Origin of the sequence: Metabacillus bambusae (assembly GCF_017497975.1) — a bacterium.
In the GTDB taxonomy this organism is placed as follows: Bacteria; Bacillota; Bacilli; order Bacillales; family Bacillaceae; genus Metabacillus; species Metabacillus bambusae.
Genome location: NZ_JAGDEL010000017.1, coordinates 13214 through 35294, shown reverse-complemented (window position 1 = coordinate 35294; position 22081 = coordinate 13214). Strand labels below are relative to the sequence as shown.

20 protein-coding genes, 2 pseudogenes and 1 riboswitch are annotated in these 22081 nt (G+C 32.8%); of the genes and pseudogenes, 19 read left to right on the top strand and 3 right to left on the bottom strand.

Going from position 1 to position 22081, the window contains the following annotated elements:
* The first annotated feature begins 38 nt into the window (after nt 1-38).
* The 3 genes from I7822_RS19455 to I7822_RS19445 all read left to right on the top strand — a co-directional run bounded on the left by I7822_RS19455 (nt 39) and on the right by I7822_RS19445 (nt 4029).
* Nucleotides 39-1544 carry a carboxypeptidase M32 gene (locus I7822_RS19455; RefSeq protein ID WP_207980745.1) on the top strand — a complete coding sequence of 502 codons (1506 nt, stop codon included), beginning with the start codon at nt 39-41 and terminating at the stop codon, nt 1542-1544.
* A 132-nt stretch (nt 1545-1676) separates the two neighbouring features.
* Nucleotides 1677-1778: riboswitch (purine riboswitch) on the top strand.
* A gap of 347 nt (nt 1779-2125) precedes the next feature.
* Nucleotides 2126-2719, top strand: a complete 594-nt coding sequence (locus I7822_RS19450) for a xanthine phosphoribosyltransferase (protein ID WP_207980744.1) — start codon at nt 2126-2128, stop codon at nt 2717-2719.
* Entirely contained in the window at nt 2716-4029 is a 1314-nt protein-coding gene (locus I7822_RS19445; RefSeq protein WP_207980743.1) for a nucleobase:cation symporter-2 family protein, read from the top strand. Before I7822_RS19450 ends, I7822_RS19445 begins: the two co-directional genes overlap by 4 nt.
* Before the next feature lie 213 nt (nt 4030-4242).
* On the opposite strand, the gene I7822_RS19440 is transcribed toward I7822_RS19445, so the two are convergent.
* Nucleotides 4243-4428: a hypothetical protein gene (locus I7822_RS19440; RefSeq protein ID WP_207980742.1), complete on the bottom strand. Its 186-nt coding sequence runs from the start codon at nt 4426-4428 to the stop codon at nt 4243-4245.
* A 424-nt stretch (nt 4429-4852) separates the two neighbouring features.
* On the opposite strand from I7822_RS19440, the gene I7822_RS19435 reads away from it, so the two are divergent.
* Complete coding sequence (locus tag I7822_RS19435; protein ID WP_207980741.1) at nt 4853-5092, top strand: HPr family phosphocarrier protein; 240 nt, start codon at nt 4853-4855, stop codon at nt 5090-5092.
* A gap of 107 nt (nt 5093-5199) precedes the next feature.
* Here I7822_RS19435 and I7822_RS19430 read toward each other — a convergent pair whose 3' ends face one another.
* Both I7822_RS19430 and I7822_RS19425 read right to left on the bottom strand, forming a co-directional pair.
* Complete coding sequence (locus I7822_RS19430; protein WP_207980740.1) at nt 5200-5646, bottom strand: hypothetical protein; 447 nt, start codon at nt 5644-5646, stop codon at nt 5200-5202.
* A gap of 384 nt (nt 5647-6030) precedes the next feature.
* The gene (locus I7822_RS19425) at nt 6031-6249 is read right to left on the bottom strand and encodes a helix-turn-helix domain-containing protein (RefSeq protein ID WP_207980739.1); all 219 of its coding nucleotides are present in this window, start codon (nt 6247-6249) and stop codon (nt 6031-6033) included.
* A 186-nt stretch (nt 6250-6435) separates the two neighbouring features.
* Between I7822_RS19425 and I7822_RS19420 the strand changes: the two genes are divergently transcribed.
* The 15 genes and pseudogenes from I7822_RS19420 to lacZ all read left to right on the top strand — a co-directional run bounded on the left by I7822_RS19420 (nt 6436) and on the right by lacZ (nt 21694).
* Nucleotides 6436-6690 carry a spore germination protein gene (locus I7822_RS19420; RefSeq protein WP_207980738.1) on the top strand — a complete coding sequence of 85 codons (255 nt, stop codon included), beginning with the start codon at nt 6436-6438 and terminating at the stop codon, nt 6688-6690.
* A gap of 13 nt (nt 6691-6703) precedes the next feature.
* Nucleotides 6704-6946: a hypothetical protein gene (locus I7822_RS19415; RefSeq protein WP_207980737.1), complete on the top strand. Its 243-nt coding sequence runs from the start codon at nt 6704-6706 to the stop codon at nt 6944-6946.
* A gap of 198 nt (nt 6947-7144) precedes the next feature.
* Nucleotides 7145-7369 (top strand): hypothetical protein, encoded by a 225-nt coding sequence (locus I7822_RS19410; RefSeq protein ID WP_066332510.1) that lies wholly within the window; start codon nt 7145-7147, stop codon nt 7367-7369.
* A gap of 77 nt (nt 7370-7446) precedes the next feature.
* Entirely contained in the window at nt 7447-7854 is a 408-nt protein-coding gene (locus I7822_RS19405; protein ID WP_207980736.1) for a VWA-like domain-containing protein, read from the top strand.
* A gap of 244 nt (nt 7855-8098) precedes the next feature.
* Nucleotides 8099-8641, top strand: a complete 543-nt coding sequence (locus I7822_RS19400; protein ID WP_207980735.1) for a GNAT family N-acetyltransferase — start codon at nt 8099-8101, stop codon at nt 8639-8641.
* A 335-nt stretch (nt 8642-8976) separates the two neighbouring features.
* The gene (locus I7822_RS19395) at nt 8977-10074 is read left to right on the top strand and encodes a type III polyketide synthase (RefSeq protein WP_207980734.1); all 1098 of its coding nucleotides are present in this window, start codon (nt 8977-8979) and stop codon (nt 10072-10074) included.
* Nucleotides 10075-10126: 52 nt separating this feature from the next.
* The gene (locus tag I7822_RS19390; RefSeq protein ID WP_243459568.1) at nt 10127-10627 is read left to right on the top strand and encodes an isoprenylcysteine carboxyl methyltransferase family protein; all 501 of its coding nucleotides are present in this window, start codon (nt 10127-10129) and stop codon (nt 10625-10627) included.
* A gap of 367 nt (nt 10628-10994) precedes the next feature.
* Nucleotides 10995-11615 (top strand): annotated as a pseudogene (locus I7822_RS30820) (dynamin family protein); the annotation flags it as partial.
* A 1272-nt stretch (nt 11616-12887) separates the two neighbouring features.
* Nucleotides 12888-13649 (top strand): annotated as a pseudogene (locus I7822_RS30815) (dynamin family protein); the annotation flags it as partial.
* A 1044-nt stretch (nt 13650-14693) separates the two neighbouring features.
* On the top strand, nt 14694-14882 hold the full coding sequence (locus tag I7822_RS19380) for a hypothetical protein (RefSeq protein ID WP_207980731.1): 189 nt from the start codon (nt 14694-14696) through the stop codon (nt 14880-14882).
* Nucleotides 14875-15141: a DUF2533 family protein gene (locus I7822_RS19375; protein WP_207980730.1), complete on the top strand. Its 267-nt coding sequence runs from the start codon at nt 14875-14877 to the stop codon at nt 15139-15141. Before I7822_RS19380 ends, I7822_RS19375 begins: the two co-directional genes overlap by 8 nt.
* A gap of 99 nt (nt 15142-15240) precedes the next feature.
* Nucleotides 15241-15375 (top strand): protein YpzF, encoded by a 135-nt coding sequence (ypzF, locus tag I7822_RS30285; protein WP_260445621.1) that lies wholly within the window; start codon nt 15241-15243, stop codon nt 15373-15375.
* Between the two features lie 666 nt (nt 15376-16041).
* Complete coding sequence (locus tag I7822_RS19370) at nt 16042-16911, top strand: 5'-3' exonuclease (protein WP_207980729.1); 870 nt, start codon at nt 16042-16044, stop codon at nt 16909-16911.
* Between the two features lie 378 nt (nt 16912-17289).
* Nucleotides 17290-18324 (top strand): LacI family DNA-binding transcriptional regulator, encoded by a 1035-nt coding sequence (locus I7822_RS19365; RefSeq protein WP_207980728.1) that lies wholly within the window; start codon nt 17290-17292, stop codon nt 18322-18324.
* A 220-nt stretch (nt 18325-18544) separates the two neighbouring features.
* Nucleotides 18545-21694, top strand: coding sequence for a beta-galactosidase, LacZ type (gene lacZ / locus I7822_RS19360; RefSeq protein ID WP_207980727.1), 3150 nt, complete (start codon nt 18545-18547; stop codon nt 21692-21694).
* The last annotated feature ends 387 nt before the right edge of the window (nt 21695-22081 follow it).

The window sequence follows — 22081 nt, the reverse complement described above, 5'->3', positions numbered from 1 at the left end:
TTTACGCTTTAAATGAATAGACAAAGGGAGTGAGATAAATGACTCAAATTGAAAAGGATTTTTTAGATTATATAAAGAAAATGCAAGCTTATGAGGAAGCTATCAATGTCATGTATTGGGATATGCGCACAGGAGCACCTAAAAAGGGGCTTGAACAGCGATCAGAAGTTATTGGTATGCTATCAACAGAAGCTTTCCAAATGCTTGTATCAGACCAAATGAATGAATATTTGGTAGCTCTATCAAAAGATGAAGTCTACAGCGAACTTAATCCAGTGACACAAAAGGCTGTTGAACTTCTGAAAAAAGAATACAAAAAAAATAAAGTAATTCCACCGAAGGAATATCAAGAATATGTTGTCCTTTGTTCAAAAGCTGAATCAGTTTGGGAAAATGCGAAAGAAAAATCTGATTTTCAATCCTTTGCACCTTATTTGCAAAAGCTTGTAGATTATAACAAAAAACTTATTACATATTGGGGTTATGAAGGAAATAAATATAATACATTGTTAAATGAATATGAACCAGGTGTCACTGTTGAAGTATTGGATCAAGTATTTGCACAAGTACGGGAAAAAATTGTGCCACTTGTTAAAAAAATTGCCGAGTCATCCCATCAACCTAAAACGGATTTCCTAAATCAACATTTTCCCAAATTAAATCAACGTAAGCTTAGTGAATTCCTGTTAAATGAATTAGGCTATGATTTTGATGCAGGTCGATTAGATGAAACGGTTCATCCCTTTGAAATTACTCTTAACCGTGGTGATGTCAGGGTCACAACAAAGTATGATGAGAGAGATTTCCGTACAGCGATTTTTGGAACAATTCATGAATGTGGACACGCAATATATGAACAAAACATATCAGAAAAGCTTGAAGGAACTTTTTTATGTAGTGGTACTTCAATGGGGATTCATGAGTCCCAATCACTATTCTATGAAAATTTTGTAGGAAGAAACAAAGGCTTTTGGCAGCGTTACTATAATAACCTAAAGGATTTTTCCCCAGAGCAATTTGATGGTGTTAGTTTACAAGACTTTTATGAAGCGATAAATGAATCAAAGCCTTCCCTTATTCGTATTGAGGCAGATGAGCTAACCTATTCTCTTCATGTTATGGTTCGTTATGAAATCGAAAAAGCTTTATTTAACGATGAAATAACTGTAGAAGAGCTTCCCCGCATCTGGAATGAAAAATATGAAGAATATTTAGGTGTCACACCTCCAAACGATACAAAGGGTGTATTGCAGGATGTTCATTGGGCAGGAGGGAGCTTTGGGTATTTCCCGTCATATGCATTGGGGTATATGTATGCAGCACAATTTAAAAATGCAATGCTGAAAGATTTACCTGATTTTAATGAATTAATTGAAACAGGCCAATTTAAAAAGATTAAAAATTGGTTAACTGAGCGTATTCATCAATATGGGAAAACAAAACAACCTTTAGAGATATTGAAGGATGTAACAGGTGAAGGATTAAATGCTCACTATTTAATTGAATATCTTGACGAAAAGTATCGTTACATCTATCATATTTAAATACAATAATAGAAGAGGAAGCGGCTCAGCTGCTTCTTTTTTAATTTTACGAATATTCTTAATTGATTTAACGATTAAAGTTCGTGTTTTTCATAAAAAATATTTGCAAATCACTCAATTATTGATATAATTCATTTAATTGCAAATAACGCTCATATAATCGTGGGAATATGGCCCACAAGTTTCTACCAAATAACCGTAAATTATTTGACTATGAGTGAGGTTATATGTTTCGCTATTTTATAAATGGGTCTTTTTCCTATTTTTTATAAAAGCGGCATTGCTTCACTTATAGTGAAGCAATGCCGCTTTTTTTGTCTAGGAAATTATAAAATTCTAGTACTGTGGATAAGCGCTAAGTATCCAGCTCCAGCGCCTTTCCCCTCTTGGGTCTACAACCACTCATGAATTGAAGGTAAAAAACACCTTCTATTCATGAGCGTCTTATTTGCCCGAGGCTGTTCAAGGCGCCCTGAGCTTTTGTTCTTACAATCAGAATTTAAATTACGGAAGAAAGCAAAAAATAAGGCTTTCTTTCTGTCCTATTCATTTGAATTTGATTAATCGTTAGGAGGAAGAAAATGAAATTGCTAAGAGAAAAAATACAAGATGAGGGTATAGTTCTTTCTGACGGTGTATTAAAAGTAGACTCATTCTTAAATCATCAAATTGATCCAGAGCTTATGAAAGAGATAGGCTTAGAGTTCGCTAGACTTTTTAAAGAAGAAGGTATTACAAAAATCGTGACAATCGAATCCTCAGGCATATCTCCTGCTGTTATGGCTGGTCTTGAACTTGGTGTAAAGGTTATTTTTGCAAGAAAGAGAAAATCTTTAACATTAACAGATAACTTACTAGTTTCTTCTGTCTATTCATTTACAAAACAAGAAGAAAATACAATTGCTGTATCATCGCAATTTCTGAACAAATCAGACCGAGTACTAATTATTGACGACTTTTTGGCAAATGGAGAGGCAGCAAAAGGACTTATCGATATTGTGAAAAAATCAGGTGCTTCGATTCAAGGTATTGGGATTGTAATCGAGAAATCGTTTCAAAAGGGAGCAAGTGAATTAAAGAATTCAGGCTACAGAGTCGAATCTCTAGCGAGAATTCAATCGTTAAACGAGGGAAAGGTATGCTTTGTTGAAGAACTTGAGGAGGTTAAAGCATGAAGCAATCATTACAAAACATATCGTTAGGTATCCAACACGTACTTGCTATGTATGCTGGTGCTGTTGTAGTTCCTTTAATTGTAGGAAGTGCAATCGGTTTATCTGGAGCACAATTAACTTACTTAGTTGCGATTGATATTTTTATGTGTGGTATCGCTACGTTTTTACAAGTATGGAAAAATCGCTTTTTCGGACTAGGCTTACCAGTTGTATTAGGATGTACGTTTACTGCAGTTGGGCCGATGATTGCCATCGGTAATGAATATGGAGTATCCTCGATCTATGGAGCAATTCTTATTTCTGGACTAATCGTTATTCTTATTTCATCTGTCTTTGGAAAGTTGGTTAAGTTTTTCCCACCTGTTGTAACAGGTTCTGTTGTAACGATCATTGGAATCACATTAATTCCTGTTGCAATGAATAACATGGCAGGCGGTCAAGGAAGTCCAACTTTCGGTTCGAAAGAGAACCTTATTCTCGCTTTTGGAGTTCTATTGTTAATCATACTTCTTAATCGATTTTTTACAGGGTTTATTAGAGCCATTTCAATTTTAATTGGTATTATCGCAGGAACAGTTGTGGCAGGTTTTATGGGAATGGTAGACCTACAGGCTGTTAATGATGCATCATGGTTTAATATCGGAAAGCCTTTTTATTTTGGTACTCCAACCTTTGAATTAGCTCCGATTATTACAATGACAATTGTTGCAGTAGTAAGTATGGTTGAATCTACAGGTGTGTATTTTGCGCTAAGTGATATTTGTAACAAAAAACTTGACGATAAAGATTTAGCTAGAGGTTATCGTGCCGAAGGACTCGCATACATGCTAGGTGCAATTTTTAACGCATTTCCGTATACAACATTTTCGCAAAATGTAGGTCTTATTCAAATGTCTGGCATTAAAACAAATCGTGTGATATATACAACAGCAATCATGTTAATCGGATTAGGCTTAGTGCCAAAGATTGCTGCTTTAGCAACAGTTATTCCTTCATCTGTTTTAGGCGGCGCGATGGTTGCTATGTTTGGAATGGTTGTTGCTTATGGAATCAAAATGCTTGGTCAGGTTGAGTTTGCTTCACAGGAAAATCTATTAATCGTTGCTTGTTCCGTTGGATTAGGGCTTGGTGTAACGGTTGTTCCAGAGATTTTCGCAGGTCTTCCTGAATCGGTTAAAATTTTAACTAATAGCGGTATTGTTGCTGGAAGTATGACTGCGATCGTACTGAATATTGTTTTTAATGTCATTCCATCTGGTAAAAAAGCAGGTAGCAATCGTGATGCTGTAGTACAAGGGCAAGCATCTTAAGTAGTTAAAGCGAAAACCCCATGCTTTATCCAAAATCCTATTAGTGAAAAAACGTTACCTACATTTTCATGTGTATAACATGGATTCGGAGGTGACGTTTTTTATTTATGAAAGGTTCGGCTAAACTTAGTTGTTGATTTCTGCGATTCTATAATTTTAGATAAATATAACAAAAAAGAAAGCACCCTATAAAGAGTGCATTCCTGATTATTTCTATTTACTAAACAAGCTTCTAACGCCTTTATAAATTAAAACTAGTGAAAAGACGATTACAGTTAAGACTCCGACTATTGTCGTATAAGGTGCTAAAGCAGATAAGAATGTATCATCAAGATTAACCTTAATAAGTGCAAAACCAGATAGGATCGTAGCAAGGAATAAGAAAATCCGATTATCCATTATTTTCACTCCTTCCTATAGGGTTGTTAGATTATATGATCTATTTGTTAAGAATATGACGGGAATGTAAAAATAACGTAAGGATGCTTTTTAATTTTGTTGAAATATTGAAAGGTGATGAGAAAGTATGAAAAATGAATTTGAATGTAATTTCATTTCTCAACGATTATTTAGTTAAATATTCATTATTTAAATAAAAGCGTTTTCTCACTATCAAAAGCATACATTGAGGTGACGTATTTTTATGAGGCGAAAAAAATGACTATAGGAGTAAATTCAAAACAAGCTTAATAAAATTTAAATGAGGCCTTTTACTCATTTAAAAATGAAGGAATTATTATCTGAAAATGAATCAAAAATAGTTGTCATGACATACCTATATTTAAAATAGAATTTAACTATTCTTACTATAGGAGAAAAGCTAATGAGAGTAAAGGATATAAAAATAACTCAAGATGTATCAGTAACTAAATTAATTGAATTAACCGAAGCTGCAAATAAGTTCGAATCAGAAATTTATATTGTAGGGAAGCATTATAAAGTTGATGCTAAAAGCTTAATGGGCTTATTGGCAACAATTAGGAATGAAACTGAAGTAACAATCCTTACAAAAGGAGAAGATGAAGAAGAAGCGATCAAAGAGTTTATGAAATTGTTGCTATAGTCGGAGTAAGTTAATTTCTAGTTCTATAGCTTTTCAAAGAACGATTAGTCGTTTATACAATATAAAGAGGCTGACTTATGTCAGCCTCAAATCCATTTATACAAGATTTAACTCTCTAAGATTCTTTCCTTTTGTTCTTCATACTCGTCTTCTGATAAAATCTCCAAGTCTGCTAACTCTTTTAACTTTTTGAGCTTTTCAAAGTTATCGATTGCGGAATCTGCACGTTGTCCTTTTATTTCTTCAATTTTATTTTCAATCGTTTCCTTTAAATCTAATGCAAGTTCTTTTTCATTTTTGGAAAACTCAATCGTATTTTCGTGCTTTTCATTTTTATTTTGATTTTTGCCACAATCTAATACAATACTACCATTGGACGCCAAACTAGGATTCTTAAGTGTAACATTAGTAATATTTTTGAATTGAATAAGTTTGACTCTGTTAAATTTACCTAAAAATCCGTGATGAATAATTTCGATACTACTCTGATACATGTATATTGTCGTTTTACTACCTTTTTTGAAAATATATTCTTTAAATGCTAACTCAGCCATCGTAAGCTCCTTTTCTAATAAACAAGTTATTTATATTTTACATAAAATTCATTCAAAAGTTAAGGTTCATTGATTAAAAAAAGCTAATTTGGTAGAGTTTACGTTAAATTTAATATTTGTAATATTTTATACCATTCTAAACAGCCTGTTATAAATCCGACTTAGGACTAGTTTTCAGGAGATAAGTAAAGCCTCAGGTCTTGGCGTTTTATGCGAAAAGTCTCCTTTTCCATTAGAAGGGGGAAAGAACAACACTCTGATGGAAATCCAGCTTTATAAATATAGACTAAAGTAGGTAAAAAATGCCTTCTCTTACTCAAAATTGAGTAAAAGAAGGCATTTTTATTTTTTCGATCTGAATAAATTAATTTTAAATAGATCTAATTACTTATCTGAAACTTTCCAGGAATACAACTCTTCAATTGAACAATTTAGTTCTTTTGAAATTGTCATGGCATTATTTAAATTCATGACCTTAGTATCTAAATAATTAGTAAGTTGGTCCTTTGGAATATTAGTGTTAGTAGCAAGGGTGTCAAGATCGGTGTTGTTTTTTAATAAAAGTTGCTTGAAATTACTTTTTTTAGCTTTATATGTAGCCAATTTTTTACACCTCTCTTCTATTGTAAGGATACCATAGTGACTGATTAAAAGAAAGTAGCTAAAAAAATGTAAAATTATTGTATCATCCATCATTGTCGCATGTAAATCATGATAATTTATATATTCATTAGCATCTTATTTTTTTTAACATATAGTAATATAAGTGTTTGAAGAGGGTGGTTACAGTTGAAACCTGTTCAAAGCGTATTTAATTTTAATAACATAAAGATTTTGAATATGTCCGGAAACGCATCATTTAACATTGGTGAAATAAGTAACAAAGAGTTTTCTTCTACAAATAATATTAAAGGATTAAACTCCTCTATAGGTGATCATTCTGAGTCTCAATCTATTATGAAAATAAGCGACTTTGATGAGGAAGATAATGATCAACCTAAAGCAAAACATCCTTCAGAATCGGAAACCTTTAACCCAATATGAAAGGAGAATTAATTTGTCCTCTTCCAATTTTTTTAACCTCCAAGGTATTAAAATTGTAAATATTTCTGGGAATGCATCGATAAATCCTGGTTCATCAAATATATCTGGTAATGGTATCACAGGTAAAATCGTTGGATTAAGTTTTGGTATTGGTGATGGATCTATAACAAATTCAATGCATTATAACACGTATATAGATCCAGATCTGTCTGATCAAAACGAAGGTGCGAGTCCATCAAATTCTTCGCAACTGTAGGTAGTGAAAAATAAAATATTATTCACAAAGATTGAAGTTATAAATTAACGATTGTTCGATGTTGAAATAATTTTTCATTTCAAGAAATTTATTAAAAGAATATAATCTATGTTCTTTTTTTTTTTTGAACTTCTCCAATATGAAGTAAGGTTTAAAATATCATCTCATGATACATATTAAGGAAAAAGAGGTGATGATATGAATTTCTTGAATACTTTTTCTGATTGGAAGCAAGCAAGAAATGAAAAGGTACGTTCAGAGATGGAATCTTTAGGAAGATGCCCGGATTGCAGAGGAAAAGGCTTTATATCAACATTAACGAGCGTTTATACACCTACGTTTGATGCTATTTTTGACTGTCCTGGCTGTAATGGAAGTGGCCAATTTTCTGATTGGAACGTGTCTGATAATAACTTAACATAAGATTTTTCTCATAAATCATTTTAAGTTTGCACAAAATAGATGTGCTTCAGAAAAAATTGTGAGGGGGAGTTATTAATATGAAATGGCAAAGACTGTTACTTTCTAAGTTACAAGAGAGAGAAGGTAAAAAAATTGCCCTCGCAATAGACACATCTACAAATCAAACAAGAACAATACTAATCCAAAACATTGTTAAATTGTTTGGTGAAGTGTGTCCAAATAGCTTATTAGTACAAGCAGACTTTAAAATAAGAAGTATTACTCCGATAAAAGAAGATCAAATAAAGTATTATACACATGGTAAATCGTCTTATACAGAAGTGTTAGAATGGACAGAAAAAGAAGAAATAGATACGCTTTTTTATATTACTGATGTAACAGGATATTTTTATGAAGAATTAACATTTAAAAAAGAGGTATTTTGGTTAGTTCCAGATGAGTTTGTCCCTAAAGTACCTTTTGGAAAAGCGATTCGTGTTGCTTAATAAAACCAAATATGATGTTAAACGATATTATAAAATCAAGGAAAGACTGAGTTACTTAAATATGGTAGAGGGATAGAGCAACTAGCTATTTAAAATTTTATTGAAGCTAAACAAAACTAATAGGGTCTTTGCTCATAAATTTGCGAGTTTCCGTCCCAAATTTCTTTATTCTAGAAAGGAAAGGCTGGCAGCAATGTCAGCCTTTGAATTTTTTGCTTGCTTTACTGAAAAGGGGTTGAGGAGCATGACAGAAAATCAGCATATAAAAGAATTTATCGCAAAAAATGGGGATGCAGTTGTGCTACGTCCTGCTACAACGGATGATGCAGAGCAAATCGTTAAAGCAGTAGAAAATATACTGAAAATTGGTTCTTATATTCAAAAAGAAAGTGCCCGTACTGTAAATGAAGAAAAAGAATTTATAAATGAAATGAAGAAACTTGATAATATGTATGTAACAGTAGAAATAAAAAATAAAATTGTAGGAATAGCTAGGGTAATCAGAGGAGAGCTTGAAATGAAAAGGCACACAGGACTCTTTAGAACATGGCTTATTGAATCAGTACAAGGAAATGGAATTGGGAGTCAAATCATGGATTATACACTTGATTGGTGTAGAAATAATGGGTTACATAAATTATGTTTAACAGTATTCGCATCAAATGATTTAGCCTTTAAACTGTATGAAAGATACGGCTTCATCCAGGAAGGTATTCAGAAAGAGCAAGTAAAAGTAAATGGACATTATGATGATGAAATATTTATGGCATATTTTTTCAGATCTTAAGATTACCAAAATTTAATAATGATAATAGGTGTAAATTGCGATATAATAATAGTGCACAACAACAACAACTCCTTTAATACGTCTAGCTTTTCCCCAGTTGGGAAAGGCTTTTTTTATCGTGTAGCGAATGAAAATTTTGAACCGTGGAAACCCCGCACTGCATCCATCCCCAGTCCTTAGCCCTTCCTTATTGCCTTAGGTTGTTCAATGCACCTAAAAAACTCCTTACTTCGACAATTCCTTCGAAATATTTTTTATTTTAAACCTCGCAGAAATGGATATTTTTACATTTATTTGGTAATAGTATCCTTAATGAAACTGAGGTGAATATTCCATTGGCCTATATTTTATCTGTAGGTAAGGCAATGCCAGAAAACGAAATGAGTCAGGATACAACTGTAGAATTTGCTAAGGAAATTTTTCAAGATTCTTTTAAAGATATCGAACGATTACTAACCGTTTTTAAAAATGGAGAAATTCAAAAAAGACAATTTGTTGAAGACCTTGATTGGTACAAAAATGAGCATACATTTGAAGAGAAAAACCAAATGTATGTCCATAAGGCAGTCCAATTAGGTAGTGAAGCAATTAAAAACTGTTTGACCAATTCTAAACTTTTAGATCGATCAATCGAGTATAAAGAAATTGACGCGATTTTTTTTATTAGTAGTACCGGGATTTCGACACCAAGTATTGATGCAAAGATTATGAATCAATTACCTTTTAAAGAAACGATCAAACGAATTCCGATCTGGGGATTAGGATGTGCAGGCGGAGCTTCTGGGCTGTCCCGCGCATATGAATATTGCAAGGCTTATCCTAATTCACTCGTTCTTGTGATTTCGGTGGAGTTATGTAGTTTAACCTTTCAACAAGATGACCGTACAAAGAGTAATTTAATCGGTACATCACTGTTTGCTGATGGAGTAGCTTGTACATGTGTTGCTGGTGAATCTTCTAATTGGCAGAAGCATTCAAAACTAAATGCACTCCCCTTTATTAAAGGAACTAGGTCAACGTTCTTAAGAGATTCGGAGGATGTGATGGGATGGGAGATTAAAAATAATGGATTTTATGTCGTGTTTTCCCGCGATATTCCATCTATTATTAATAAGTGGCTTCGCCCTCAATTAAAAGTTTTTTTACAAGAATATGGTTTAGAATTAGAAGGAATTTCTCACTTTGTAGCACATCCAGGAGGAAAAAAAGTTCTAGAAGCTTATATGGATGGATTGGGCTTTACTGAACAGCATTTACATATTTCTAAAGAAGTACTCATACATCACGGAAACATGTCATCTGTTACAGTTATGTATGTACTTCAAGAATATTTAGAGCGAGAACTTGGTCAGGCAAATGAGCATGGATTAATCGGTGCACTAGGTCCGGGATTTAGCTCAGAAATGCTACTTGTTCATTGGGAGAGTGTATAACCAAATGTTTTATGGATTTTTGCTGCTTCTAATTGTTCAAAGAGTGACCGAGATGTATATTGCTAAGCGAAATGAAAAATGGCTGTTAAATAGGGGAGGAATTGAACATGGAAGTGAGCATTATCCTTACATTGTTGCACTTCATGTGATGTTTTTACTTTCTCTCTTATTAGAGGTTACTTTCCTCCACAAAGAAGTAACGGTATTATGGTATATACTCGTTCCTATACTAGCTTTTACACAGCTAATTCGCTATTGGGCTGTAATGTCGTTGGGTAGCTATTGGAATACGAAAATTATTATCGTTCCAAATGATCTTGTTGTTTTAAAAGGTCCGTATCAATATATGAGGCATCCTAACTATGTAGTGGTAGCAGTTGAGATCTTATTTATTCCATTATTATATCAAGCCTACTTTACCGCAGTACTATTTTCAGTATTGAATATCATCATGATGACAATTCGTATACCTGCAGAGGAAAAGGCACTTCAGTCGCATACTAATTATCAAGAAGTCTTTAACATGAGATCAAGATTTGTACCGAAAAGATAATGGTTTTTTTCAGAAAAATGAGTAAATCATATTGAAAATGATTATCATTAATGCTACAATATTTTTGTAGTGAAAAACATTCTCATTTTAAAACTTGGAGGTCTACTGCGAATATGACGATGTTATTTGTAGGTTGTACCGTTGTTGCATATAGTGTATTAGTCGGCTACATATTAAAGAATATAGATGTTCGAAAGGCATAACTTTTTCGGCTCACTTTAAGTGGGCTTTTATTATGTTTTAAATCTTTAGCAAATAAACGACACAAAGAAAATCATAAATAAATATAAAAAAAGGGGCTAACTCAATTAAATTAGCTTCTTTTTTGCATAGCAAAAATCAAAAAGATTCTGTAAAATGAAACTTAATGAAAGCAAAGCGGAAGAAAAAGGGGATTACAATGACAGCTGCTGTAAAAACAGATCAATTAATGCAAATGTTAATAAAGCTCCATCAAACGATCAAGACAGATGATAATGAAAATGCTGATAAGCTTGTAGAATTAGTTAATAAACTTTATAATGACAAGCTTTATGTCGCGTTTGCTGGACATTTTTCTGCAGGAAAATCATCTATGATTAATAAACTTCTAAATGAACAAGTGTTACCGACTAGTCCAATACCTACAAGTGCAAACTTAGTTTTATTAGAGAATGGTCAAGAACGGGTAACCTTATATTCAAAAGCAAAAGAAAGTATTGACCTTGCTGGTAACTATTCGATCGAGCAAATAAAGGAATATTGTAAACAAGGTGATGAGATTGAAAGGGTATTTATTAAAAAACCTTATCAAAATCTTAATGATAATGTTGTCATTATGGACACACCCGGAATTGATTCAACAGATGCTGCACATAAACTATCTACAGAATCAATGCTTCATATTGCGGATGTTATTTTTTATGTAACAGATTATAACCATGTCCAATCTGAAGAAAACCTATCATTTGTAAAGGAAATGAAAAATAAAGATAAAATCATTTTTCTCATTGTAAATCAAATCGATAAGCATAAAGAAAGTGAAGTACCTTTTACAGATTTTAAAAATCAAATCGAAACATCATTTTCAGAAATTGGTCTCCATCATCAGGACGTATTTTTCACAACATTAATGAATGATGACCATGAGTATAATCAACTAAATGAGATAAGAGATATTATTCGTGTGATTGTTAACAATAAAGATGAATACATGGAAAAGAATGTGATGGCATCAGTTACACAATTAGTTAAAGAGCATTTGGAAAAGTATAAAGACCAATTAGAATTAACCGATGTTGATAAAGATCACATTAATACTGAATTATCTGATTTCGTGAGCAAGAAGAATATGGTACTAGACCAAATTGATGAGGAAGAAAGAAAATTAAAAGATTTATCCACTGAAATAAACGAAAGAGTTTCATCTCTTTTAAAAAGCGCAAATATAATTCCGTATGAAACAAGGGAAAAAGCTGCATTATTCATCGAAGCAGTAGATCCTGCCTTTAAAGTAGGATTTTTATTTTCAAAATCTAAAACAGAGCAAGAACGTGAACAAAGGAAAAAGGCACTATTTGAAGAGTTGAAGAAAAACGTCGAAACACAAATCACTTGGCATTTTACACCATTATTTAAAGAATATATTCAGAAATATGAAATCCATGATGTTACACTCCTTCAACAGGTTCAGACGTTTTCAATTGCAATAACTGAACAAATTGTTGTTGATGCATTGAAAACTGGAGCTTCATTTAATAACCAATATATTTTGACCTATTCATCAGATGTCAGTGATTTAATTAAGAAGCAAAGTAAAAATATAGTTATGAAGATTTTTGATCAAATGATGAATCTTATTAGATTGGAACGACAGGAAGATATCGACAGGGCATCTAATGATCTTAAGAAATATGAGAATGAGATTAGTTATTATGAAGGAATATTGTTGAAATTTGAGCAGTATTTCACCTATGAAGCAGCAATTAAGAAACTGTTTAATGGACCAATTATAGACCACCAAGATAGTAAGCAGTGGCTCTTAATTAACCAAGTTTACCATCATCGCGTGCAAGATTCATTAAATTTGAAAGAAGTAGCTAAAATTAACTCAGAGGAAAATGGTAAACGCTTAGAGGAAATGCATGTTGCAAGTCAACTGGATAACAAAGACCAATTTATCACCGAAACACAAGAATTAATTAAACGCCTTAGGGGTATCCGTGGTTTTAAACAATTTACTGATTCGTTAGAGAGTAAAGTAAATAGCTACAATAATCGATCATTTACTGTTGCTTTATTTGGGGCATTTAGTGCTGGGAAATCATCATTTGCGAATGCATTAATTGGTGAGCGAGTATTGCCATCTTCTCCAACTCCTACTACTGCAACAATTAATAAAATTGCTCCTACTTCAGAGGAAAAGAATCATGGATTAGTAGAAGTAAAGTTAAAAGCAGAAGAAGCAATATTAAAGGAAGTTGTAGAAAGTATTCCATCATTAGCAAACAAACAATTAGCCATAGAGGATTTAATTGTAAAACTCAAAGATGTTGAAGGAAAAGATCAATCTGAAAAGGACAGTATAAAAAAGTACACCAAAGCACTAATTGACTATCAAAAACTTACAAACAGCGGATTGCTTATCACATCAACAAAAGAAACGTTTAAAGATTTTGTTGCAAAAGAAGAAAAAGCTTGTTTGGTGGAAGAAGTCATCCTTTATTATGATTGTCCAATTACAAAAGCTGGAATCACATTAGTTGACACACCTGGAGCTGATTCTCTGCATAAAAGACATACTGATGTCGCCTTTCAATATATTAAAAAGGCAGATGCAATTCTATATGTAACGTATTATAACCATCCATTTTCCAAAGGAGACAGAGAATTCCTTCGTCAATTGGGACGTGTAAAGGACTCATTTACATTAGATAAGATGTTTTTTATCATTAATGCAATTGATTTAGCAAAGGATGAACAGGAAGTTGAGCTTGTAAAAGACTATATACGTGATCAACTCTTACAGCAGGAAATTAGGAACATTCGACTCTATGGTGTATCAAGCTTAAATATCATTTCGAACATGTTGGATAAAGAAAAAGACTATATACTGTTTAAGGAACAATTTGATTATTTTATTAAACAAGAATTGACTAATACAACAATAGTTTCAATAAATGAAGGCTTAAAACGATCAAATGAAAGATTAGTGTCGCTAATCCACGCTGCTGAAAAGGATGAAGCGGAAAAAGAAATTATTAAGTTAAAACTGATTGAAGAAAAGCAGAAGGTAGAGCAAGAATTAACTACGTTGACAAATACACATATTATGAATACTGTTCATCAGGAAATTGAGGAACTTATCTTTTATGTGAAACAAAGATTGCTCTTGCGTTTCAATGATTTCTTTAAAGAATCCTTTCATCCAGGGGTATTTAATCAAAATAAAAATACTCAACTAGCGCTTCAATCTTGTTTAAAGGAATTAATAAGAACAATTGAATTTGAATTAGTACAAGAGCTACAAGCAACCACTCTGAGAGTAGAGCGTTTCATTCAAAAGGTGTTAGCTGATGAATTCATAAGAATAACTCAGCTGATCAAAAAACAATCCCATTCAGTAACTTTGACTAAGCCTGAAACGAAAGAGATTCAAACACCTCACATAACGGTGGGATTTTCATCAGATATGGTCACTAATCTAAACATTTCATTGAAATTATTTAAAAATACGAAGGCGTTTTTTGAAAAAAATGAGAAAAAGACAATGAGTGAAGATTTACTTAAACGCATAGATGTGCCAGTATCCGTTACATTAGAACATTACTTAAATGAATTTTCTAATTATTATAAAGCGGTGATCGAGAATATTCATTCAAGTCTTGTTCAAGCGATACGAGTACAAACTGAAGAAGGCTTTGATGCTTTGCTTGATATACAGGCTGAAGATACTGAACAATTAAAACAGTTGCAAGTTACTTTAGAGTCAACAATAAATCTTCTTAATGGATGATCATTATGGCTAATTTGTGATAAAATCATAGGATATAAACACGAATTAACATGTGTTTTAGGGAGGACTAGCATGAATTTTAAAGCGTATCAGGTATGTGCTACCTGTATTCATTTTCAAGCGGTGCGTGTAAATGGAGAAATGACTTATTTGTGCAGCCGTTTAAAATATGAAACTAAGCCATCTTATTCGTTTCAGTGCTGGGATCCTAAAGAACATGTTAAAAGGCTAATGGAGAAAAGAGGTAACATAAATGAGTAATGTACATGAAGCAATATCACAGCATAGTAAAAAACAGCATAATCACATTCAATCATTTTTAAAGCTTGAGGCAAAACGTGAGGCATTAATTGAAGAAGCCATCCAATTATGTGTAAGCTCCCTTCCGTTTGAGGTTGGTAATATTAATCAAGTTACAGGAGAAATGAATCGGTTAGCATCTGAAGGAATTGTTCCAACACGTAAACCTGTAACGAAGGAAATGGTTCAAGCATTTGTCCAAAAAAAATACGGCAAATAAAACACCGGATTTTTCCAACATTCATTTTTACCTTTCAAAGATTTAAATTGTGGTTGAGGTGGAAAGCTAATCTCGATAAAACTTGAAAGGGTGAATGATATGGGTCGCACAAAACTTGGAAACGCAAATGCACAACGTAACAATAATAAAAAGAAAAAGAATGATTTTAACACAGAATTCGCATCATACGCACAAAATGAAGCTCACAAAATGAGCAGTAAAAATAAAGACTAAGCCAAATGGCTTAGTTTTTTTGTCGGATTGGATATATAAAAATTTTTGAATGAGAATTAGTGCTCGACATTTGGATTTAGCAGTATGAAAAAAGTAGATTACTAGAATTTAGCTTTTTTAATTGATAAGACTCTAAAGCTTTAAAGGTGAAAGGGAACACATTCTATCTTAAATTTTATTAAGAGATCAATATAAAAAAGTATCCAATTATGTAGGTTTAATCAAGTTTAGGTAATGGTGGTCTTATAAAGTATATTTTTAAAACCAGCAAACTTTATTAATTGTGATGTTAATCGTTACCATTTTAATGAAAATGCACAGAATCATTTTTCATGTAGTATAATTAAACTAATTTGATTGAAAAAATATTTTATGGTCATTTTATTAGGCTCTTTTCTAATAGATTGTTGCTTTTAAAACAAAAACTGTTGAAGGTTGATTGGAACGGATTGCGAGACTCCGACGGGAGCAGCGGGACAGGTGAGACAGGTGTATACGCCGAGGAGGTTCACCGCCCGCCCCGCGGAAAGCGAGCAACTCTCGCTGCAATCAACTACACCGCACTTCTTGGTAAATAGCAACAAAGTTTGCGAAAACAGCTTTTTATTAACATTAATTTGAGCGTTTTTATCGGGCAAGAAGTAATAACAATTATGGAGGTAAATAATGAATAATAATAAACATTTAATGATAGTTGATGGCATGGCTTTATTATTTAGATCGTTTTTTGCAACTTCAGTGAATAACTATTTTATGATAAATAGTAAAGGTATTCCAACTAATGCTCTGTATGGTTTTGTGAAACATTTTTTTAGTGCAAAGGATTATTTTAATCCAACACATATTATTTGTTGTTGGGATATGGAAGGACAAACACATAGATCAAAAATATTTCCAGAATACAAAGCAAATAGAGCAGAAGCTCCATTAGAACTATTACCCCAATTTGGTTTAGTTAAAGAATTGGTTTCATCTCTAAGTATTCCTAATATAGGTATTAAAGGATACGAAGCTGACGATTGCATAGGTACTATAGTAAAGGAAATGAGTAATGATACAAAAATCACTATAGTTACTGGAGATAAAGATTTACTACAACTAATAAATGACAATACATCAGTTGCTATATTAAAGAAGGGTATTGGCAATTATGGTTTATTCTCAATGGATACGTTTATCGAAGAATATGGTATACTACCGAGCCAATTTAGTGATGTTAAAGCACTTATGGGTGATTCATCCGATAATTATAATGGAATTAAGGGTATAGGTGAAAAAACTGCAATTAAATTAATAAAAGAATTTAATTCCATAGACGGATTATTAAATAACTTAGATAAAATAACAAAGACACAAAGAAGTAAGATTGAAAAAGATTTGGAAAGTTTAGAAGTATCAAGAATATTAGCAAAAATTCATAGTGAGGTCCCATTAGAATATAGTCTGGAACATTCTGAAATAAAAATAGATAAGTCTAAAGCTTTGAAAATGTTTGAAGACCTAGAATTTAGAGGGTTAGAAAAAATCATTAGTTAATAGAGTAGCAATAGAGGCCGTTTGAATATTTTTAAAGAGCATCTGTTCTTTTGAAAATACTTCAGCGGCTTTTTATATTCCTCTAATCTCGATGAATATGAGTATCCAGTTAGTTAATGTGAGGCCGTATTGTATCAAGAAAAAGAATGAACCATGCTGAGTTTAAGAGATTGATGGTAGTAGGGGCTAATCCTGTATTAGTGATAGTGAAAGTAAGTTGTTTTTATTTAATTCCATAACAAATTATTAGCATTTATCATAAAAGATTGATAAGATAAAAATACATTGAATAGAGAGAAAACAGCAAAACAATTAGTGGGAACGTTTTCAAGAACTACTACAAGAAAGCGTTGAATTAATTAGCGGTGGAGGAAAGTTATGAAAAAAGAAAATATAACCATATATGATATTGCTAAAGAGGCAAACGTATCTCCAGCAACAGTTTCTCGAGTATTGACTGGTAATGCAAAAGTTCGTCCTCAAACAATGAGGAAAATAGTTGAGGTTATTGAAAAGTATAACTTTAGACCTAATAGTTTAGCAAGAAGCTTATTATACAAGCAATCGAAAATGATTGGATTTATCTTACCAGATATAAATCATCCATTTTTTTCAACACTTGTACAAAAAAGTGAAGCACATGCATTAGAATTAGGATATACATCGTTTTTGTGCAACACCATGAATAGTTCGGAAAATGAATCTAAATACCTGCAAAGTTTAATTGAAAAACAGGTTGATGGTATTATCTATCTTGGTGGAAGAATTAATGATACCGACACAGATGAAGACTATGCTGAAGAGATGAAAAATGTGATGAAAAGAATTCCAGTTGTTTTTGTTAACGGGCAAATGGCAGGGGTAGATGCTCACATCGTTCGAACAGATGAAGAGTCTGGCATTATCAAACTCGTTGAGTTACTAATAAATTTAAATCATAAAAAGATTGGATTTGTTGGTGGACTAAAAGGAATTAGTTCAACAGAAGTGAAAAAAAGTGCTTTTATAAAAACGATTAAAAGTAAAGGGTTAGAGGTTAAAGAAGAATGGGTATTAGACGGTGGGTTTAATATTGAATCAGGGGAAGAAGTCGCTGCGCAATTACTATACTTGAGAGAAAGACCTACAGCAGTTGTGTGTGTAAATGATCTTGTCGCAATCGGAGTAATAAAAGTCCTTACTAAATTTGGTCTACAGGTTCCGGAAAATATTTCAGTTGTTGGGTTTGACGATGTTTATTTGGCAAAGTACTATCCTCCAGGAATAACAACTGTGAGCCAAAATTACGATTTGCTAGGTCAAACTGCTATTAATATATTAGTAGATTTAATTAATGAGAAAGAAGCTGAAAAAGAAACCGTTGTCCCGACATCACTTGTATTAAGGGATTCTTGTAAAATATATTCAGAATAATAAAATAATTTGTTGACAAGGTATCAGCGATTAAGTTAGGATAAAAATGAAAGGGGTTTCATTTTTGAAGTAATATACATAAGTTTATTAGTAACTGTAAAACTATAGGATTTCCTTATTCTTTCTAATTCACAAAACCAAATTATGAAACGGGTTTCATAATTTGAGAATGGTTTGTATTATTAAGTATGATTAAATTAATAGGAAAAGAGGCTTATTTATGCTCAAACAGCTAGATAAATATAAGTATGTTCCACCACAGAATGGGTATCCTGAGTGGAATAATAACCCTGAGATTTTCCAGTTAAACCGTTTAGATGCTCATACAACATTAATGCCTTTCCGAACAGTAGATGAAGCATTGAAAGGTGATCGATCATCATCGGAATTTTTTCAGTCGTTAAATGGACATTGGAAGTTCGCATTCTATGAAAATCCTGAAAAAAGAAATCAATCCTTTTTTAAAAAAGACTTTGAAGCCAGTGAATGGAATGAAATAAAGGTTCCGTCACATTGGCAACTACAGGGGTATGATTACCCACAGTACACAAACCTAAGATATCCGTGGGAAGGCAAAGAGGATATAAAACCACCTTTTGCCCCGACTAATTATAACCCTGTTGGGCAGTATATTCAAAGTTTTACAATTTCAGAGAATTGGAAAGACCAACCTGTTTACCTAAATTTTCAAGGAGTAGAATCTGCTTTTTACGTATGGGTAAATGGTGAATTTGTCGGTTATAGTGAAGATACCTTCACACCTTCAGAGTTTGATATAACACCATATCTTATTGATGGAGAAAATAAACTAGCCGTTGAGGTATACCGTTGGTGTGATGCTAGCTGGTTAGAGGATCAGGATTTTTGGAGATTGAGTGGGATTTTTCGTGATGTTTATTTGTATTCAACTCCAAATCTTCATATTAACGATTTCTTTGTGATTACAGAACTAGATGATGAGTATAAAGATGCAGAATTGAAAATTGAAGCTAAAATTAAAAATTCCTTTGAACAGATAGTTACTGGCTATATTTTCGAAGCTATGCTTTATGATCACCAGAACAATTTTGTCTTAGTAGATCCACTCCGAATAAGCTTGGATATGAATGGTCAACAGGTTATTTCTGTTTTTACATCAACCTCTGTAAAGAATCCTTTTAAATGGAGTGCAGAAAGTCCATACCTATATACACTTGTCTTAACTTTAAAAGATAATAACGGAGCAATAATCGAAACAGAAAGCTGCAAGGTAGGTTTTCGTAAATTTGAAATAAAAGACGGTCTAATGAAAATTAATGGTGAACGCATTGTGTTTAAGGGTGTAAATCGTCATGAGTTTGCATCAGATAAAGGGAGAGCAGTGGGGTATGATGACATGGTGAATGATATAAAGTTGATGAAACAACATAATATCAATGCCGTTAGAACCTCACATTATCCAAATAATCCGTTGTGGTACGAGCTATGTGATCAATACGGATTGTATGTAATTGATGAAACAAATCTTGAAACCCATGGGACATGGAAATATGGTCAGAAAGAAGAAGGAGAAACCGTCCCGGGAAGCAAGGTAGAGTGGCGAGATAACGTTCTTGACCGATGTAATTCAATGTTTCAGCGGGATAAAAACCATCCTTCAATTGTTATTTGGTCGCTTGGGAATGAATCATTTGGTGGTGATAATTTTATTAAGATGCATGATTTCTTAAAGAAAAATGACCCTACAAGGATCGTTCATTATGAAGGGATTTTTCATTTCCGGAAATCAGAAGCTGCTTCAGATATTGAAAGCACCATGTATATTAGTCCTGAAGGTGTTGAGAGATATGCAAAAAGTGCAGCATTCTTAGAGAAGGCTAAGCCATATATTCTTTGTGAGTATAGCCATGCAATGGGAAATTCATGTGGAAACCTTTACAAATACACTGATTTATTTGAACGATATCCAATCATTCAAGGTGGATTTATTTGGGATTGGAAGGACCAAGCTCTAAAAACAAAGACAAAGGAGGGCACTCCATACTTAGCTTATGGTGGTGACTTTGGCGAAACACCGCATGATGGGAATTTTTCAGGGAATGGCTTAATTTTTGCTGATGGAACGATTTCCCCAAAAATCATCGAGGTGAAAAAATGTTATCAAAATGTTCGACTTACAGCTAGTAAGTTTGAAGATGGCCTAGTAGAGGTAGTAAATAACTTTTTGTTTACAAACTTAAATAAGTTCGAACTAGTCTGGAATCTATCAGAAAATGAGGTAGTAATTGAGACAGGAATAACCGAAATTGATGTAGAACCTTGTTCCACAAAGACGATTAAATTACCCTATACCATTTCTGATGTGAAACTACCAACTTCAGAATATGTGTTAACAATTAGTTTGCAATTGAAGGAAAACACAGTTTGGGCTGAAAAGGGTCATGAGGTTGCCTTTGAACAGTTTGTCATCAATAAAACCAAATCAGCTTTGGAAACCAAAACTGTAAACTTACCAGAAACAAAAGTCACTCAAGATGAAAATTTTCTTTCAGTAGTTGGTAAAGAGTTTAAGGTTGTTTTTAATAAAAAAACTGGAACATTAGAGTCATACTTATTTAATCATATAAATCTTATTAACGGTGGAATGCGTCCTAATTTCTGGCGTGCAATGACGGATAATGACCGAGGAAATAAGTTGGATCAACGTAGCTTAACATGGAGAGAAGCGGGAGTTAATCGAGTTCTTTCATCATTTTTAATTGATGAAGTAGATAGTATGACTACTATGGTTACAAGCGAATATCGTTTAGCTACAACAACTACATCACATTGCAAAACGACATACACGATTACAGGTGATGGGGAAGTTACAGTAGATTTTATCCTAACTCCAGGTGAAAACCTTCCTGAAATACCTGAAATTGGCATGTTAGCAACATTAGACGATTCATTTGAAAAAATTACTTGGTATGGGAAGGGACCTTATGAAAACTACTGGGACAAAGAAAAAGGTGCAAAAATTGGTTTGTATACTGGTAAAGTAATAGATCAATATGTACCATACTTAAAACCACAGGAGTGCGGCAATAAAACAGGTGTAAGATGGGCTTTTCTTTCAAATGAACAGCAGGGTGTAGGGCTAAAGATTTCTGGACTTCCTATACTTGAGCTAAATGCACTACCATATACACCATTTGAACTTGAAGAACATGACCATGCTTATAAATTGCCAACTAGTGATAAGACGGTAGTCCGGATTAATTATAAGCAAATGGGTGTTGGTGGAGATGATAGCTGGGGACAAAAAACACATCCTGAATTCACTCTTTTTGCTAATCGGGACTATTCATATTCCTTTAAACTTAAAGGGATGTTTACGAAAGATATATGAGATAATTAGTATGATAGTAATCGGTGTTTGATTACTATTATTTCTCAAAAATACGGTAGTGGTTCCTTAGTATTATTTTTGCTAAGGAACATTACCTATATGAAAAGACAAAATGAAACCCCTTTCTAATAGTTGGTAAAGTAATAACTATATCTACTTATATTTACTTACATGAAGTGAAATTATAACTCAGAATATTTAGAAATAGCGAACTATTTTAAAAATAATATTTACTTATTAATACAGGAATAATATAATTAGGTCAATGAAGTAACCGCTTTCATAAGTCAGCAATCGCTTTTGAATATCTTGGAAAAAACTACGGTAGGGTGTTCCTATTTGTAGAACTTAACTTCATTCAAAAATATGAAACCCATTTCAAATTAT